This window comes from Actinomadura rupiterrae, from assembly GCF_024172125.1.
GTDB classification, from domain to species: Bacteria; Actinomycetota; Actinomycetes; order Streptosporangiales; family Streptosporangiaceae; genus Spirillospora; species Spirillospora rupiterrae.
Map to the genome: position 1 here is coordinate 359,049 of NZ_JAMZEA010000004.1, position 15,128 is coordinate 374,176.

At 71.9% G+C, this 15,128-nt stretch carries 14 protein-coding genes; 7 read left to right on the forward strand and 7 right to left on the reverse strand.

Translation table 11 applies throughout. The annotated features are described in order from the left end of the window. Positions 1 to 220: 220 nt before the first annotated feature. Positions 221 to 631, forward strand: coding sequence for a hypothetical protein (locus FHU30_RS14655; protein WP_253876080.1), 411 nt, complete (start codon positions 221 to 223; stop codon positions 629 to 631). A 97-nt stretch (positions 632 to 728) separates the two neighbouring features. Here the strand turns inward: FHU30_RS14655 and FHU30_RS14660 are convergent, their stop codons facing one another. Continuing rightward, a complete protein-coding gene (locus FHU30_RS14660) occupies positions 729 to 1,301 on the reverse strand; it encodes a dihydrofolate reductase family protein (protein ID WP_253876083.1) in 573 nt (190 codons plus the stop codon). 72 nt (positions 1,302 to 1,373) lie between these two features. On the opposite strand from FHU30_RS14660, the gene FHU30_RS14665 reads away from it, so the two are divergent. From FHU30_RS14665 to FHU30_RS14690, 6 genes are all read left to right on the forward strand, one after another. Further along, a complete protein-coding gene (locus FHU30_RS14665; RefSeq protein ID WP_253876085.1) occupies positions 1,374 to 1,949 on the forward strand; it encodes a TetR/AcrR family transcriptional regulator in 576 nt (191 codons plus the stop codon). 214 nt (positions 1,950 to 2,163) lie between these two features. Next, positions 2,164 to 2,703, forward strand: a complete 540-nt coding sequence (locus tag FHU30_RS14670) for an RNA polymerase sigma factor (RefSeq protein ID WP_253876087.1) — start codon at positions 2,164 to 2,166, stop codon at positions 2,701 to 2,703. Between the two features lie 132 nt (positions 2,704 to 2,835). Next, positions 2,836 to 3,294, forward strand: coding sequence for a peroxiredoxin family protein (locus FHU30_RS14675; protein ID WP_253876088.1), 459 nt, complete (start codon positions 2,836 to 2,838; stop codon positions 3,292 to 3,294). A gap of 72 nt (positions 3,295 to 3,366) precedes the next feature. After that, positions 3,367 to 3,804: a hypothetical protein gene (locus FHU30_RS14680; protein WP_253876090.1), complete on the forward strand. Its 438-nt coding sequence runs from the start codon at positions 3,367 to 3,369 to the stop codon at positions 3,802 to 3,804. Between the two features lie 32 nt (positions 3,805 to 3,836). Then, positions 3,837 to 4,445 (forward strand): dihydrofolate reductase family protein, encoded by a 609-nt coding sequence (locus tag FHU30_RS14685; protein ID WP_253876092.1) that lies wholly within the window; start codon positions 3,837 to 3,839, stop codon positions 4,443 to 4,445. A gap of 873 nt (positions 4,446 to 5,318) precedes the next feature. Next, a complete protein-coding gene (locus FHU30_RS14690; RefSeq protein ID WP_253876093.1) occupies positions 5,319 to 5,969 on the forward strand; it encodes a response regulator in 651 nt (216 codons plus the stop codon). Here FHU30_RS14690 and FHU30_RS14695 read toward each other — a convergent pair. From FHU30_RS14695 to lanKC, 6 genes are all read right to left on the reverse strand, one after another. Continuing rightward, entirely contained in the window at positions 5,966 to 6,244 is a 279-nt protein-coding gene (locus tag FHU30_RS14695) for a hypothetical protein (protein ID WP_253876095.1), read from the reverse strand. The genes FHU30_RS14690 and FHU30_RS14695 overlap by 4 nt on opposite strands. A gap of 40 nt (positions 6,245 to 6,284) precedes the next feature. Continuing rightward, positions 6,285 to 8,309, reverse strand: coding sequence for a prolyl oligopeptidase family serine peptidase (locus tag FHU30_RS14700; RefSeq protein WP_253876096.1), 2,025 nt, complete (start codon positions 8,307 to 8,309; stop codon positions 6,285 to 6,287). Further along, positions 8,306 to 10,051, reverse strand: a complete 1,746-nt coding sequence (locus FHU30_RS14705; protein ID WP_253876098.1) for an ATP-binding cassette domain-containing protein — start codon at positions 10,049 to 10,051, stop codon at positions 8,306 to 8,308. Before FHU30_RS14705 ends, FHU30_RS14700 begins: the two co-directional genes overlap by 4 nt. Further along, positions 10,048 to 11,850, reverse strand: coding sequence for an ABC transporter ATP-binding protein (locus FHU30_RS14710; RefSeq protein WP_253876100.1), 1,803 nt, complete (start codon positions 11,848 to 11,850; stop codon positions 10,048 to 10,050). Before FHU30_RS14710 ends, FHU30_RS14705 begins: the two co-directional genes overlap by 4 nt. Positions 11,851 to 12,102: 252 nt before the next feature. Then, complete coding sequence (locus tag FHU30_RS14715) at positions 12,103 to 12,234, reverse strand: SapB/AmfS family lanthipeptide (RefSeq protein ID WP_253876103.1); 132 nt, start codon at positions 12,232 to 12,234, stop codon at positions 12,103 to 12,105. Between the two features lie 8 nt (positions 12,235 to 12,242). Continuing rightward, positions 12,243 to 15,104 (reverse strand): class III lanthionine synthetase LanKC, encoded by a 2,862-nt coding sequence (gene lanKC, locus FHU30_RS14720; protein WP_253876105.1) that lies wholly within the window; start codon positions 15,102 to 15,104, stop codon positions 12,243 to 12,245. Positions 15,105 to 15,128 lie beyond the last annotated feature (24 nt).

A 15,128-nucleotide genomic window follows, 5' to 3' on the forward strand; every position in this document is an offset into this window, starting at 1 on the left:
CGCGCTCTTTCCGACAACGCAAACGCTACGTTGCTTTCCAGAGTCACGCAACACACTCGTTGCGTACGACAAGTGTTTCCGCAGCCCAACACAGAGAAATCATTGCAACAGCCTGCCAAATAACGCAACAACACGCACCGGCCGCCGTTGCACTAGGCTGCCGGCAAACGCTATGCACCCACGCAGCCCACGACCACCCAGGTGCCGGATAATCGATCCGGTGAGCTGGGTGGCGAACGTGATGGTGTCGGTCAATCCCGCCGATCGGCGGAACGTGGAGGCCCTGAGCGAGTGGCTGCGCTCAGACGCCCCGCTTCAGAACAAGGCCAGCGGCGGCTGCGGCTTCTTGTCCGAAACGACCGGTGGGGACTCGGCGTGGGGAGGCTGGAAGTCCCCCGAATGCACGGTGTACGCGGGAGCCCTGAACCACGCAGATCTGCGCGCGCTCCTAGAACGCGTCCGCGGCACCGCCTGGCGCGTCCCGAACGCCCTGCAGCTGTTCATCATGGACCAGGAGCAGAGCTACTTCCGGCTCTGGATGCTCCGAGACGGCAGGGTGCAGCAGTACGCCCCCACCCACCCCGACGAGGACACCGACGCCTTCTACCCCGACGACTACATGCGCAGCTGACAGCGCGTCCGCGGCAGAGAGCTCGGGTTGTCGGAGGCGGGCTTTACGCTCCTGCTCAGGGAACGAGGAGGGGGCGCCCGGCCGCGGCGGGCTTGGGTCAGGCGCGGGTTAGCCAGGTGGTTTGGGCGCCGTTTTCGAAGGTGTGGCGGCGGGTGGGGGTGAAGAGGGTGGGGTCGAAGGGGCCGGCGGTCATGGGGATGCCGGTGCCGGCGATGACGGGGTAGGTCTTGAGGACGATCTCGTCGATCTCCGGCAGGAGGGCGCCCGCCAGCTTGCCGCCGCCGCAGAGCCAGATGTCCTTGCCGGTGTCCTCGGCCTTCAGGCGGCGGACGAGGGCCGGCGGGTCGTCCGACTCGACGCGGACGGACGGGTCGTCGATCTCCAGGGTGGTGGAGACGACGTACTGGCGCAGGTGGGGGTAGGGGCTGGTGAGGCCGATCCGGAGGCCGGGCTCGTAGGTGCCGCGGCCCATCAGGATGGTGTCGAAGGCCGCGTTGGGGACGCCTTCGACGCCGAAGTGCGCGCGCGCCTGGACGGGGATCGTCTCGGGGTAGGTGGCGCCGATCCAGGCGGACATCTCGGCGCTGAGCGGGTAGAAGTCGATCTCTTCGGACGGGCCGGCGATGTAGCCGTCGAGGGAGGCGCCGACGTAGTAGACGAGCTTTCGCATGGATGCGCTCCTGCCGTAGTACTCTGCTTGAAGTGGTTTTGACCGTAGTACTACGGATGGAGTGGTGTCAAGGTGCGGACGAATCCGGAGCGGCGGCTGGCGCTGATCGACGCGGCCATCGAGGTGCTGGCCAGGGAGGGCGCGCGCGGGCTGACCTTCCGCGCGGTGGACACCGAGGCGGGTGTCCCGCCGGGCACCGCGTCCAACTACTTCGCGAACCGGGACGACCTGTTCACGCAGATCGGCGGGCGGATCTACGACCGGCTGCTGCCCGACGAGGCCACGATGGCCCGCAGCCGGGAGGGCACGCAGGACGAGGCGCGCTACGCCGAGCTGATGCACGAGGTGGTCGACCGGGTGTCGTCCTTCAACTCGGGATACCTCGCGCTGCTGGAGCTGCGGCTGGAGTCGACGCGGCGGCCGGAGCTCCGGGACGTCCTGACCGAGCGGATCCGCACGGACATCGACGCCAACATCGCCCACCAGGAGGCCTCTGACCTGCCCGGGGACGCGACGACGGTGCTGCTCCTGTACATGGCGCTGAACTGGCTGATCCTGGAGCGGCTGACCCTGCCCGGGATCTTCTCCGAGGAGGAGGCGCACGATCTGGTGGACGCGGCGGTCCGGCGGATCCTCGGAAAGTCCTGAACTTCGGCTCCAGGGTGAATCCTTTTGCGGTCCGGCTGCCTCTTACGGGCGTTGGGCACAGCGAAGAGGAGACGGCAATGGGCGGGCGGGGCGCAGCGGGCGCGGGTGATGGTCTGCCGTGCGCAGCGGGCGACGGCGCGCCGGGCGCAGCGGGTGACGTCGCGCTAGGCGCGGGTGGCGGCGCGCTGGGAGCGGCGGCGGCGGGGGGGCGGGCGTGGCTGAGCGGGGCTGGGCTAGTGCGCAGCTCATCCGGGCCGCGCAGGACGGTGATCGCGAGTCGATCGCCGAGGTGCTGTACGGCGCGCACGCGCACGTCCGGCGGTTCGCGGAGCACCTGTGCGCTTCCCCCCAGGACGCCGAGGACGCGGCGCAGGAGGCGCTGATCATCCTGTACCGGAAGATCGGCACGCTGCGCGCCACCGGGGCGCTGGCCTCGTGGATGTTCCGGATCGTCCGAAACGAGTGCCTGCGCCGGGCGCGGATGCTGGTCGTCCCGCCCGAGGACGTCGAGCCCGGGCTGGCGACGTCCGCCGAGGACGAGGCGCTCCGGCGGATGGAGGCCGAGCTCGTCGCGCGGGCGATCCAGGACTTGCCGGACGTCCAGCGGCGAGTGCTCATCATGCGGGACGTCCTGGGCTATCCCGGGCGGACGGTCGCGGAGGCGCTCGGCCTGAGCAACGCCGCGATGAAGTCCCATCTGCACCGCGCCCGAACCCGGCTCCGCCTCGGTCTGGCGGACTCCGCTCGCCCCTGACCTGGCGGACTCCGCCCAGTCCCGACCTGGCGGACTCCTCCCAGTCCCGACCTGGCGGACTCCTCCCAGTCCTGACCTGGCGCTCTTCGCGCTCCGACCTTGTTCCGACAGACCCGAGAAGGGGATTTCGCCATGCTCGAAACCGGATCGCCCGCGCCCGCCGACGTCGCGCTGGAGGACACCGACGGCCAGGCCGTCCGCCTGTCCGGACAGGCCACGTTGATCTACTTCATGCGGTCGGCGTCGTGCCCGATCTGCAACCGGCACGTCCAGGACCTCGTCCGGTCCCGCGAGGAGTACGCGGCGAACGGCGTCGAGGTGTGCATCGCCGTTCCGGCGGACCGTAATGAGGCGGCCGCGTGGAAGGCGAAGCGCGGCGTCCCGTTCCGGGTCCTGGTCGGCCGGAGCGGCACGCCGCACGAGATGCTCGGGCTGAACCGGAAGATGTTCGGCTCGATGCAGCAGTCGGGCAGCGTCCTGGTGGACGCGGACGGCGTCGTCCGCCACGCCCATGCGGCGACCATGCCCATCAGCAGCTACGACAGGAAGGGCATCGCCGCCGCCGTCCAGCGCCTGCGCGCGCACGCATGAGGGATTGGTCTAATCGGATAGCCAAATATTGGCTCTTCTGATGGGCCGGTCGGGCGGATTACGGTCCGGCTCATGGACATCCTGCGTTCGCACTGGTCCGCCGGGCCCGCCGCGGGCTCGGCCGGACCGCTGCTCGTCAGCCTCACCGAGTTCACCGCCGACCGCGCGCTCGACCTCCCGGGCATCGCCCGCGCCGGCCTGCGCCTCCGCCGCGGCTGGCCCGAGCTGGACGGCGCGGTCGGCCTCTGGCTCTGGACCGCTCCCCTCCGCCGCACCGTCGGCTCCGTCTCGGTCTGGACGGACGAGGCGTCGCTGCGGGCCTTCGTCGGCTGGCGCCCGCACGTGGAGATCATGCGGCACTACCGGCGCCGCGGCCGCATCCGCACGGAGTCCTGGACCGTGGAATCGCTCGACCTCCCCCAAATCTGGCGAACCGCCCGCCGGCAGCTCCCCCTCGCCGCGGCGGACATGGCGGGTTCGATGAGATCTGGGCGCGGGGACGGTCTGTAGAGGAGACAGATGTTCCCGTGAGGAGTGGTTCGATGCGGAAGATCACGGCAGGGCTGTTCATCGCGCTGGACGGCGTGGTGCAGGACCCGCAGGACTGGCACTTCCCGTACTTCAACGAGGAGATGGGCCAGGCGGTGACCGAGCAGCTCGGCGGCGCGGACACGGTCCTGCTCGGACGGAAGACCTATGAGGGCTTCGCCGAGGCCTGGCCGGAGCGCGAGACCGCGGGTGGCGAGGACGCGGGGATGGCCAAGGCGCTCGGGGACGCGCGCAAGGTCGTCGTGTCGCGGCAGAATTTGGAGTTCACGTGGCGCAACTCCGAGCTGCTCCAAGGGGACCTGGTCGAAGGCGTCACCGCGCTGAAGCAGGAACCGGGCTCGGACATCGCGATGAGCGGTTCGGTGTCGATCGTCCGGGAACTGCTGGAAGCGGGGCTGCTGGATGAGCTGCACCTGTTCGTCCACCCGATCGCGGTCCGGCAGGGGATGCGGCTGTTCGAGGAGGCCGGCGCCTCGCTGCCGCTGAAGCTCCTGTCCTCGACGACGTTCAAGACCGGTGTCGTGCACCTCGTCTATACGAAGGACGAGTCGGCCCCCACGGGCGACTACGAGACGGCAAAGGCCAACCTCTCCCGGGAGTGAGCCCCACTGGCCCTACCGACATCGCCCGTGACGGGGCAGGCGGCGGCGTGGCGAGGCAGGCGGCGGTGTGGCGGGGCGACCGCCCGTCACCGTGGCGGCGGCAGGCAGCGCCGTGGCGAGGCGGGCGTGTGGCCGCTGCGGGGCGGCTGGCGCGGCGGCGGGGCGGCTGGCGCGGCGGCGGGGCGGGCGGCGCCGTGGCGGGCAGGTGGGGGCGGGGCGTGAAGGGGGCCTATTGGACGGTCCTGGCGGACGGTCCGGATGACAGAAGCGGGACGCCGCGGCGTCGTGGATGTGGCGTTCGCGGCGCCGAGCCGCTGTTCAGCGCGAGGCCGCACGCATCGAACATGGGACGCCGCCTTGTTCGATACGCGCGCTGTTCACGGCGCGTTCGTCCTGACCAAGTCTTCGGGCGCCGGGAAAACCCGGCGCCAATTCGCCATGAACAACGTTCTGGAATAGCGATCGCGGTGGCCGGAGGCGCCACCGCGGCGTTTGACCGGCCGCTGCAATTCCCGCGGTATTCGAATACCGATCGGTATCGGTCAGTGACCGGTTTCGGCCGCCCCAGTACGCCCTGCTACGTCCGCCGCTGCCGGAGCGTGATCGCCTATGGTCCGGGGTGTGCGGGCGGACACGCTACGCGACGGTAGGCACGAAGATTCTCACCTGGAAGGTATGTCGCCGGAACAATTTCCGACATATCGCATTTGACGTGGGCAGTCGTCTCCAGCACGCTTGCGTCTGCCGCGCCCCCAGCCCACCCCGAGGCGACGACATGATGCCCTTCCGTGCTGCCCCTTCATGCCCTGACCGACTCTCCGAGATCGCCGCCGATCCCCCGTCAAGGCAGGTCACGATCCCGGGAAGGCGAATGTGATCCGCGTACTCATCGCCGAGAACGTGCACCTGTTCCGCAGCGGGCTGGTCGCCCTGCTCGACGGCGAGCCCGACATCAGCGTGGTCGAGACCGTGGACTGCGGGAGCAAGCTGCTCGCCGCGACGGCGCACTGCCGTCCGGAGGTGGCGCTCGTGGACCTCGGCCTGCCCGACCTGGACGGCATCGACACCGGCGCGATGCTGCTGGAACGGGTCCCGGACTGCGCCGTGATCATCATGGCGGAGCACCGCCGCCCGGGCGACCTGCGCCGCGCCGCCGCCGCGGGCGCGGGCGGCTTCCTGCTCAAGGACACCTCGCCCGCCCGGCTCGTCCAGGCGATCCGCGACGTCGCCAACGGCGAGCGGGTCATCGACGCCGACCTGGCGTTCTCCGAGCTCACCGCGTCGCAGAGCCCGCTGACCCCGCGCGAGCTGGACGTCCTGCGCGCGACGGCGGACGGCGCGACGGTGGCCGAGATCGCCCGGTCGCTGTTCCTGGCCGCCGGGACCGTCCGGAACTACCTGGCCCGCATCGTCTCCAAGGTCGGCGCGCGCACCCGGTTGGAAGCGGTCGCGATAGCCGAGGAGAACGGCTGGCTCTGGAACGGAACGTCCCGCTCACGCCGCCGATACCGCCCCGAACGCTAACGCCCCGCCCCGCTCGTCGTCCTGCCTAGCCCGCCGTCCTGCCCGAGCCCGCCGTCCTGCCCGAGCCCGCCGTCCTGCCCGAGCCCGCCGTCCTGCCCGAGCCCGCCGTCCTGCCCGAGCCCGCCGTCCTGCCCGAGCCCGCCGTCCCACTCCAACCCGTCGCTCTGCCCCAGCTTGTCGTCCTGCCCCAACCCGTCGTCCCGCCCTAGCCAGTCGTCCTGCCCAAGCCAGTCGTCCTGGCTTGCGGTCGGATGTCCCCCTCCGGCGCAGGGCATCAGCGGCCCAGACCTCACCGCTCGCCACAGGGGCCAGGGGTCAGGTCGGTGCGACTACGGCGGAGGTGTGGCGGGCGACGAAGGCCAGCAGTTCGGACGCCAGGTCGAACGAGCGTCCGACCGAGCGCGCGGCGTGCCCCACGCCCGCTTCGCGACGCAGCAGGACGGGCCGGTCGCCGGCGCTCGCCCACTGCATCGCGGCGCACATCTTGCGCGCGTGCAGCGGGTCGACCCTGGAGTCGCCGTCGAAGACCGCGAACAGGGTGGCCGGATAGTCGACGCCCTGCCGGACGCGGTGGTACGGCGAGTAGGCGTGCAGCCACTCGAAGGCCTCGGCGTCCGCGGGCGAGCCGTACTCGCTGTGCCAGGCGGCGCCCATTCCGGACAGGTCGTAACGCAGCATGTCCAGCAGCGGCGCGACGCAGACGGCCGCGGCGAACAGGTCCGGACGCTGCGTCAGCGCCGCGCCGACGAGCAGGCCGCCGTTGGACTCGCCCCAGATCGCGAGCCGGTCCGGGGCCGTCCAGCCGTCGGCGACGAGCCGCTCGGCGACCGCGAGGAAGTCGTCGAAGACGCGCTGCTTCTTGCCGAGCATCCCGGCGCGGTGCGAGGCGGTGCCGTCCTCGCCGCCGCCGCGCAGGTGCGCGATGGCGAGCACGCCTCCGGACTCCACCCAGGCCAGCGAGTCGGCGGCGTAGGTCGGCGTCACCGGAATCCCGAATCCGCCATAGCCGTAAAGGATCGCCGGGCGCGGCCCGTCCTCCGCGCCGTCCGGACGGGCGATGATCGTGATCCGGACGGGCGTGCCGTCGGCCGACGTGCAGGTCAGATGGTGCGTTTCGATCGGGGGCAGGACGGGCGAGCCCGGCGACGCCTCCCAGAGCGCCGGCGTTCCGGTGCGCGTGTCGTAATGCCAGACCGTCTCGGGCGTGACGATGCCGCTGTGGGTGAACCAGAGCTCGTGGCCGCCGCCGGGACGTGCCGCCAGCGGGCCGAGAACGCCGGGCCCCGGAAGCGGGATGTCCGATACGCGCTTCCCCGTGAGCGCGTCGTGCAGGGTCAGTTCGGCCGTCCCCTGCCGGACGCGGGTGACGGCGACCAGGTCGTTCAGGAGGGTGAAATCGGTGAGGACGGCGCCTTCGTCCTCGGGGATCAGGTCCGTCCAAACGTCCGGTTCTGAGGGGTCTGCGACGCAGAGCCGGACGCGCGGCGCGTGGAGGTCGGTGACGATGTAGAGGCGTCCGTCGCGTCCGACGATCGCGGCGGCGCGCGCGTCCACCCCCTTCTGGACGACCCGGAACCGCGGTTCGGACAGGTCACCGGACGCGAGATCGGCCACGAACAGGTCGTTGCGCGGTTCGACGCCGTCCGCCGTGGAGACGACGAGCCAGCGGCCGTCCTCGCTGATGCCGACGCCGTGCGTCGCGGCCGGTCCGGTGACGGCGGTGTCGTGCTCGGGCGGCTCGCCGACGAGGTGCAGCCGGACGCGGCGCATCATCTCGTCGTCCGGCTCGGCGCGCACGTAGTAGAAGCCGCTTCCGTCCGGCAGCCAGGCCACGGGCGAGTAGCGGCAGCGGTCGAGCGGTCCGTCGACCGCCTCGCCGGTCTCGACGTCCAGGACGTACAGTTCGGCCCGTTCCGTCCCGCCTTGCGAGAGCTGGCAGGCCAGCAGCCGCCCGGACGGGTCGGGCCGCCAGGCGTCGAGCGTCGTCCCACCGGACGGATCGATCGCGGCGGGGTCGACCAGCGTCCTGGGCGCGCCGCCGCCGTCCGCCACGGAGAGCACGGCGTGCTCCTGACCTGCGGCGCGACGCAGCGTGAAGCGCCGCTCGCCGCGCCAGACGGGAGCGCTGACCGTGCCGGTGTCGGCCAGCTCCACGAGCCGCTCGCGGAACGCGTCCCGGAGGGATGCGTCGATATCGTCCTGGTATGCCGCGTCCTGGGCGTCCAGCCAGGCGCGGGTGGCCGGCGCGTCGGGATCCTCCAGCCAGCGGTACGGGTCGGCGACGCGGTGACCGTGCAGCTCCTCGACGACCGGGCCACGCTCGGCTTCGGGACGGTTCATGGGGCAAGCTCCCGTTCGGGTTCGCGGTCGCGGTCGCCGGGCCGCCGCCGGTCGTGCCCGGCCAGCGCGGCATAAGCGGGTGTGGATCGGACCAGCTCGTCATGGGTTCCAAGGTGCGTGCGCGTGCCGTCCATCAGCAGGACACGGTCGGCGCGGCGGGCAGAGCTGATCCGGTGCGCGACGACGATCAAGGTGCCACCCCTGCGCGCGAAGGCCGTCTCGGCGCGGGCCTCGGCGGCGGGATCGAGGTGGCAGGTCGCCTCGTCCAGGACGACCAGCGGCGCGGATGCGAGGTAGGCGCGGGTCAGCGCGATCAGCTGCCGCTCACCTGCCGACAGGGCGCCGGGATCGATCTCGGCGTCCAAGCCTCCGAGCCGGGCGACCAGCCCGTCCGCGCCGACCGCGGCCATGGCCTGCTCAAATGCCGTCTCGGCGGGCGTGAGGTAGGCCAGGTTCTCGCGGACGGTGCCGCGGAAGACGTACGCCTCTTGCGGGATCAACACCCGCATATCCGTCTCGACCGCATCCGCCGGGATCCCATCGATCTCGACCGTTCCGTCGCGAGGACGCAGCATGCCGGTGATGAGCGCGGCGAGCGTGGACTTCCCGATCCCGCTCGGTCCGACGACCGCCAGGTGCTCGCCCGGCCGGACGTCCAGATCCAGCGCATCGATCACGGGTGGGGCGTCCGGACGGTAGGCCGCCGTCACCCCGCGCAACTCAACTCTGCCCACCCCGATAGCCCTGGCCGACACCCCCGGACGAGTTTCCGCAGGTGAAGCCAATGAAGCCGATGAAGCCGATGCCGTCAGGACCCGGTCCACAGCGACACGAAGCCGGACGGCGCTGACTCCGAGGCCGCGAACCAATCCGCTGAAGGCGGGGACGAGTGACTGCGTGAGGTAGGTGAGCGCGCCGATCGCGACGGCCGCGCCGACGCCGTGGCGTCCGAGCCAGGGCACCGCGATCAGCAGCAGCACGACGGGGGCCCAGCCGCCGACGGTCAGCGCAACCGTGCGCAACGCGGTCACGCCGGCCAGCGCCCGGCCCGCCGCCGCCTGCGTGTCCACGCGTTCGCGGACGCCGTCCCCGACCCGGTCTTCGGCGCCGCAGGCCGCGATGTCCCGAAGTCCCCCGATCGCCTCGGCCGTCGCGGCGACCGTCCGCTCGTCCGCGAGCAGGTAGTCGCGCTGCCGCCGGGCCAGCGCGGGCAGCGACGCCACGAACAGCAGCAGGCCGACGATGAACGGCGGCAGCACCCACGGCAGGACGAGCGGCTCCAACGTGGCCAGCCCGAGGACGACGCTGCCCGCGGTGAACGCGAACGACCGGACGACCGTGACGAGCGCGGCGAGCGCGTCCCGGGCCAGCTCGACCTGGAGGTTCACGCGCGCGACGGCCGCCGATCCCGGCGGGCGGCCGGATGCGGCGGCGTTCCGGAGCGTCCCGGTGACCGCCCTGGTCAGCAACCTGTCGCGGAACGGCTCGACGATCGCCGCCACCGCGAGGACGACCTGACGCGCGCCGACCGCCGCCGCGCCCCACACCAGCGCGAGCGCCGCGAGCCAGCCCGTCCCGACCCACGGGTGCCCGGCCGCGAACCCGTCGCCGATCGCGCGCGCGACCGCCTGCCCGACGAGCAGCGCGGGCGCGGCCTCCACGACCGACCACGCGAGGACGCGCAGCACCGAGGGCGGATCGGCCACCAGCGCCCGGACAATGAACCGCCGCGAGGAACTCATCCGTCCCCCTCAGCAGGACGTTCGTGGACGGACGCCTCGCCGTCGAGGCCGTCCTCCTCGCGGAGGCATGCCGGCTGGTCTGGCGGGGCGTCCTCGGCGAAGACCGCTCGGTATCCCGGATGCGCTTGCCAGAGTTCGTCGTGAGGGCCCTGCGCGCGGACGCGGCCGCCGTCCAGCCACAGGACGTGGTCGGCTTCAGCGGCCGTGGTGATCCGGTGCGCTACGAGGAGGCGGGTCCGGCCGTCCGCTGCGCCGGTGAGGGCCGCGCCGATTTCGCGTTCGGTGACGGTGTCGAGGCTGGAGGTCGCGTCGTCCAGGACGAGCAGGCGCTCCCCCTGCGCGAGCGCACGAGCGATGCCCATGCGTTGGCTTTCCCCGCCGGACATCGGGGCGTCCTCTAGGGCGGTGTCATAGCCGGACGGAAGCCGCTCTAGGAAAGTGTCAGCGCGCGCAGCGGAAACGGCGCTCAGCACTCGTTCCTCATGCGCGCCCGCGAGGCCACCTCGCGAGAGACCGAGCGCGACCGCATCCGTGACGGTCTCCCCCAGCAGGACGGGCCGCTCGAAGGCGTAGCCGACGGCCGCTCGCAGTTCGGCGCGCGAAAGCTCGGGCAAGGGAACGCCGTCGAGCAGGACGGTCCCCTCGTCCGGGTCTAGGAGTCGGCCCGCAAGTGCGGCGAGCAGGGACTTGCCGGCTCCGGAGCGTCCGACCACGGCCGTGGCCGCGCCGCCGGGAACGACGAAGTCGACGCCTCGGAGGCCTTCGCCGTCCGGCGTGCCGACCGTGACGTCCCGGAATTCCAGGGTTCCTGGACGGTCGTCCGGAAGCGTCCGATTGCCGTAGGCGGTGACGGGTTCGGAGAGGACCTCGTTGACCCGCGCGGCGGCGGCGCGCGACCGGGCGAGCTGCCCGACCTGGCCGAGAGCTCCAGAAAGGCCCGCCCCCAACACCGCATATCGGGCCGCCGCATACAGCGCGCCCAGCGTCAGTCCGCCCGAGACGAGCCGCCATCCCCCGACCGTGAGGACGACGACCTCCAGCAACGGGACGGCCAGCCCCGCCTGGACACCGGCCCGCGCATTGGCGCGCCACAGCCGGAGCCCGTGCTCGCGCAGCGTGGGAAGCGGCGTGAGGATCCTCCGGGCCTCCAGATCGGCCGTCCCGGCGGCGGCGATCGTGCGAATCCCGGCGAGCGCGTCGGTCAGGCGGCCAGCGATGTCGCTCTGCGTCCGCTGGTACCCGGCAGCGTGGACGGTCGTGGCGCGCAGGAACCCGCGCAGGACGAACGTGATCACCACCAGCCCGGCGACCAGCGCGCCGAGCAACCACAGGTCGATGAACGCGAGCGCGACCAGTCCCCCGACGGTCGGGATGAGCAGCGCGGCCGCGGTGACCAGCGCGGCCGGCGCCTGGCCGAGTTCCTCCGCGTTGAGCCCGGTCCGGGTCGCGAGGTCGCCTTCCGGATGCCGCCGGGTGATCGCCGGTCCCGCGCCCAGCACGCGGTCGAGCAGGACGCGGCGCAGCCGGGCGGCCGATTCGGCGCCGGTGACGCCGGTCGCCCAGGCCGTCAGCACCTCGCAGGCCGCGATCCCGGCGACGACGCCCGCCGCGACGAACGTCCAGCGGTCATGCGAGGCGTTCCCGGAGACGAGGCCGTCGATCGCACGTCCGATCGCGGACGGCAGCAGCAGTTGGAGCGCGGCCCCGCCGAGGGCGCCGAGGGCGAGGACCGCCGTCCAGAGGCCGCCGTCGCGAGTCGTCCGCGCCACTGTCCGGTCGGCGGCCGCCATCGTCCGCATCGGCGCGCTCCTTCCGGGTGTCGAGGGCTCGGGTCGGTCGGGCTCGGTTCGGGTCGCTTGGGCTCGGGTCGGTTCGGGTCGGTTGGGCTCGGGTCGGGTCGGCTCGCCTTGGTCTCGGGCCGAGGCGGCGGAGGGGCATGGGAGTGCCGCCGCGTGCGGCGCGGGGTCACCGCACCGCACACGGCGGCGTGGGCGTCCCGGACGGTCGGCTCAGGGGCGGCCGGCCGGGCTGGTGCGCCCGGTTGCCTGGGCTCAGTGGCAGAGCGCGAGGCTGAGGTTGCTCGGCGTGTGCGACTGGCAGGTCAGAACCGTCAGTCCGCTGCCGCCGCTGGCACCGCCGGAAGCGGTGGGGGCCTGGAGGCCCTGCAGGTCGAGAAGCGCCATAGTGGGTGCTACACCTCCTTTCCCTTCCGTGGGTGGACGGTTTCGGGCCGCTCCGGTGTGACTCGCGATGAAGGCGCCTTGGCCAGGGTCTCCACGCGACCGGAAGGACCGACTATGAGGCCGGACGAGCCGGCCAGGGGGCGGGACGGGACGCCGGTGGACCGGGGCGTTCCGTCCGTGGTCAGGAAGGGCAGCGCGGGCCGCCTGTCGTCGAGGGCGGACGCCAGCGCGAACAGCACCCCGGCGGTTCCGGTGGCGAAGTCCATCGACAGCCGCATGAGCTGGTCGCCGGTGAAGGCGAGCCCGTCCTCGTAAGGCATCGCGTGCCAGCGAAGTCCTCGGATCAGCGCGTCCAGGCGCGGATCACGCCACGTCCTGCCAGGCTGCGCGCGTCCACCGGACTGCGCATCGCCGTTGGCCAGGGCATCACCATTAGGCAGGAAATACGCGTGGCCGCCTGCCTGTGCGTGCCCGTTGGACGGCGCTTGGCCGTTGGACTGCGCGGAGTGCGTCGGAGGACGGAGGTCCGCGGCGAGGGCGACGATGAGGCCGGCGCGGCCGGTGAACAGGCCGGACTGGACGAAATATCCGGATTCGCCGACGCGGGCGAGGCGGCTCAGCGCGACCTCGAACTCCTCGTCGCGGCGGTGGCGCAGGTAGCGGGCGAGGACGAGCGCGATGCCGACCGAGCCCTCGTCCAGGTAGGGCAGGGTGCGCCAGTCCTGGTTGACCTGGAGCGAGCCGTCCTCGGCGAGGAGGCAGCGGCGCAGGTCCTGCCGGAGGGCGTCGGCGGCGCGGTCGAGCAGGTCGGACGATCCGCCGCGTTCGTAGGCGTGCAGGAAGAGCAGCGCCACACCGGACGAACCGTGCATCAGCCCCGCTCGCGGGTGGACGCCGCCGCTGATCTCCGGGACGTCGTCCGGGCCCCCGAGCCGGTCGGCGCACAGCTCGACCATGCGGGACGCGGCGTCGGTCAGCGCGCTCTCGCCTGTGGATTCGCCCAGGTGGAAGAGGTTGAGGCCGGTTCCAGCCAGTCCGGAACAGAGGTTCAGGCTGAGCTTTTCCCAGTTCTCGCGCAGGCAGATGTCCGCGAGGTCCAGCGCGGCCCGGCGGCGGCCGAGGCGGTCCAGGACGAACGCGGCGCCGTGCAGCCCGTCGTAGAAGCCGAGCGGCGTGCCGACCTCGGGGTTCAGCGCGTGCACGGCCAGCCAGTCGACGTGTTCCGGCGGGACGTCCGCGCCGGTTTCGGCCAGAGCGTAGAGGACGCCGGCCGCGCCGTGCGCGATGTTGACACCGCCACCATCGCGGAACTGCGCGGGGTCGCCGGGGTAGAGCCGGTCGTCCCGGTCCGGGGTCGCCGAGGCGAGGATCGCGCGGTGCAGCGCGTCCCGGACGTCCGGCCACGGTGCCTGGCCGGGCAGCGGGAGCGTGTCGAGCGGGGACGGTTCGGACGTCGCGTCCGGTCCCATCAGCGTGGCGATCGCGTCGTCGAAGCCGGCGCGCGGCACCCCGAACGTCTCGGCGATCACGTCCGCGAGCTGCCGCGCCTTCGGGCGGTGCATCAGCAGCGTGATCGTGGTCTGCGGGGCGAACAGGTAGTAGCGCAGGCAGGCGAGCGCGTACCTGTCGACGTCGAGGCCGCGCCGGTCGCGCGGCGCCAGGAACGCCGGGTTCGCGAGGGTCGTCCGGGCCTGCTCGGACGCCAGGACCGCCACCTCGTAGTCGATCAGGCAGAGCCGTCCGGACGCGGTCACGAGGATGTTGTTCGGGTGCAGGTCGCCGAAGACCACGCCGCGCTCGTGCAGCTGCCCGACGAGCGCCTCGACCTCGGCGTGCATGCCCAGCGCCCAGGCGGCGTACTCGGCGATCGCGTCCTCGCCGGCGCCCGCCTTCGTCAGCGGGTACCGCTGGACGATCTGCCGCTGCAGCGGGTTGCCGTCCACGAACTCCTCGACCAGGAAATGGTGCTCGCCGAGGACGAAGTAGCCGAGCAGCGCGGGCACCGCGTCCAGGCCGGCGAGGCGCTGGAGAATGTCGCGCTCGTGCTTCAGCCGGGTCACCGCGTCCCGCCCGATGACGTCGAGTCCGGCGTGCGGGCGGGCCTCCTTCAGGACGACCCGCTCGCCGGAACTCCGGTCCCGGGCGAGGTAGACGCCGCCGCCGTTCGAGAAATGCAGCACGCTCTCGAAGTCGTACGGCATCTCGTCGACGCGGACGGAGTTCCTGGCTTCCAGATGCGGCTCCAGGAAGGACGGCAGCGTCACCCATTCGGGCACCGCGAACGTCGCGCCTCGAACGTCCGGGATGAGTTCTCCGTCGGCGTTCTCGATTGCCGCGACCAGCTCGCCGTCCTTGCCGGGGCAGCGGCGTTCGGCGAATCCGCCGTAACGCACGAAGAGCGGGCCGTCCGCGTAGCGCAGATCGCTCAGGATGTACGGGCCCTCGACGCCGTCGAGCAACTCGTCCAGCTCTTTGAGAATGACTTCGCATTCGTTCTCGTCACGCGGGTAGATCGTGACGAGTTTGCCGCTCGCGCCCCGCGAGGCCGCCTTGGAGTTGCGCATGAGCAGGACGGACCGTCCGCGCAGGTACTTGAACACGATCCCGCGCGGGACGCAGTAGTCCCAGACCGCGTCGAGCGCGCGCTCGGCGTCGTCGAGGCGGGCGGACACATGGATCTTCCAGCCCTGCGGCGGCAGCGTCCCCTCGCCATTCGGCGCGTAGTACATCCATACGTCGGAGTCGTGGCGGACCCATCCTTCGGGCACCGGACGCGCGACGATCGGAAAGTCCGACACCTCGTTCTGGCGCCGGCCGAGTTTGTCGTAGAAGAACAGGTCGGCCAGGCAGTAGGGCTCGTACTGGTCCACCGCAACTCCTTCCGACAGCTCGAC

Coding starts and splice junctions, on each gene's coding strand:
- FHU30_RS14710 (WP_253876100.1), bottom strand. CDS start 11,850: ATGCGGACGATGGCGGCCGCCGACCGGACAGTGGCGCGGACGACTCGC.
- FHU30_RS14700 (WP_253876096.1), bottom strand. CDS start 8,309: ATGAACCGTCCCGAAGCCGAGCGTGGCCCGGTCGTCGAGGAGCTGCAC.
- FHU30_RS14680 (WP_253876090.1), top strand. CDS start 3,367: ATGGACATCCTGCGTTCGCACTGGTCCGCCGGGCCCGCCGCGGGCTCG.
- FHU30_RS14705 (WP_253876098.1), bottom strand. CDS start 10,051: ATGAGTTCCTCGCGGCGGTTCATTGTCCGGGCGCTGGTGGCCGATCCG.
- FHU30_RS14675 (WP_253876088.1), top strand. CDS start 2,836: ATGCTCGAAACCGGATCGCCCGCGCCCGCCGACGTCGCGCTGGAGGAC.
- FHU30_RS14695 (WP_253876095.1), bottom strand. CDS start 6,244: ATGCCCTGCGCCGGAGGGGGACATCCGACCGCAAGCCAGGACGACTGG.
- FHU30_RS14685 (WP_253876092.1), top strand. CDS start 3,837: ATGCGGAAGATCACGGCAGGGCTGTTCATCGCGCTGGACGGCGTGGTG.
- FHU30_RS14715 (WP_253876103.1), bottom strand. CDS start 12,234: ATGGCGCTTCTCGACCTGCAGGGCCTCCAGGCCCCCACCGCTTCCGGC.
- FHU30_RS14660 (WP_253876083.1), bottom strand. CDS start 1,301: ATGCGAAAGCTCGTCTACTACGTCGGCGCCTCCCTCGACGGCTACATC.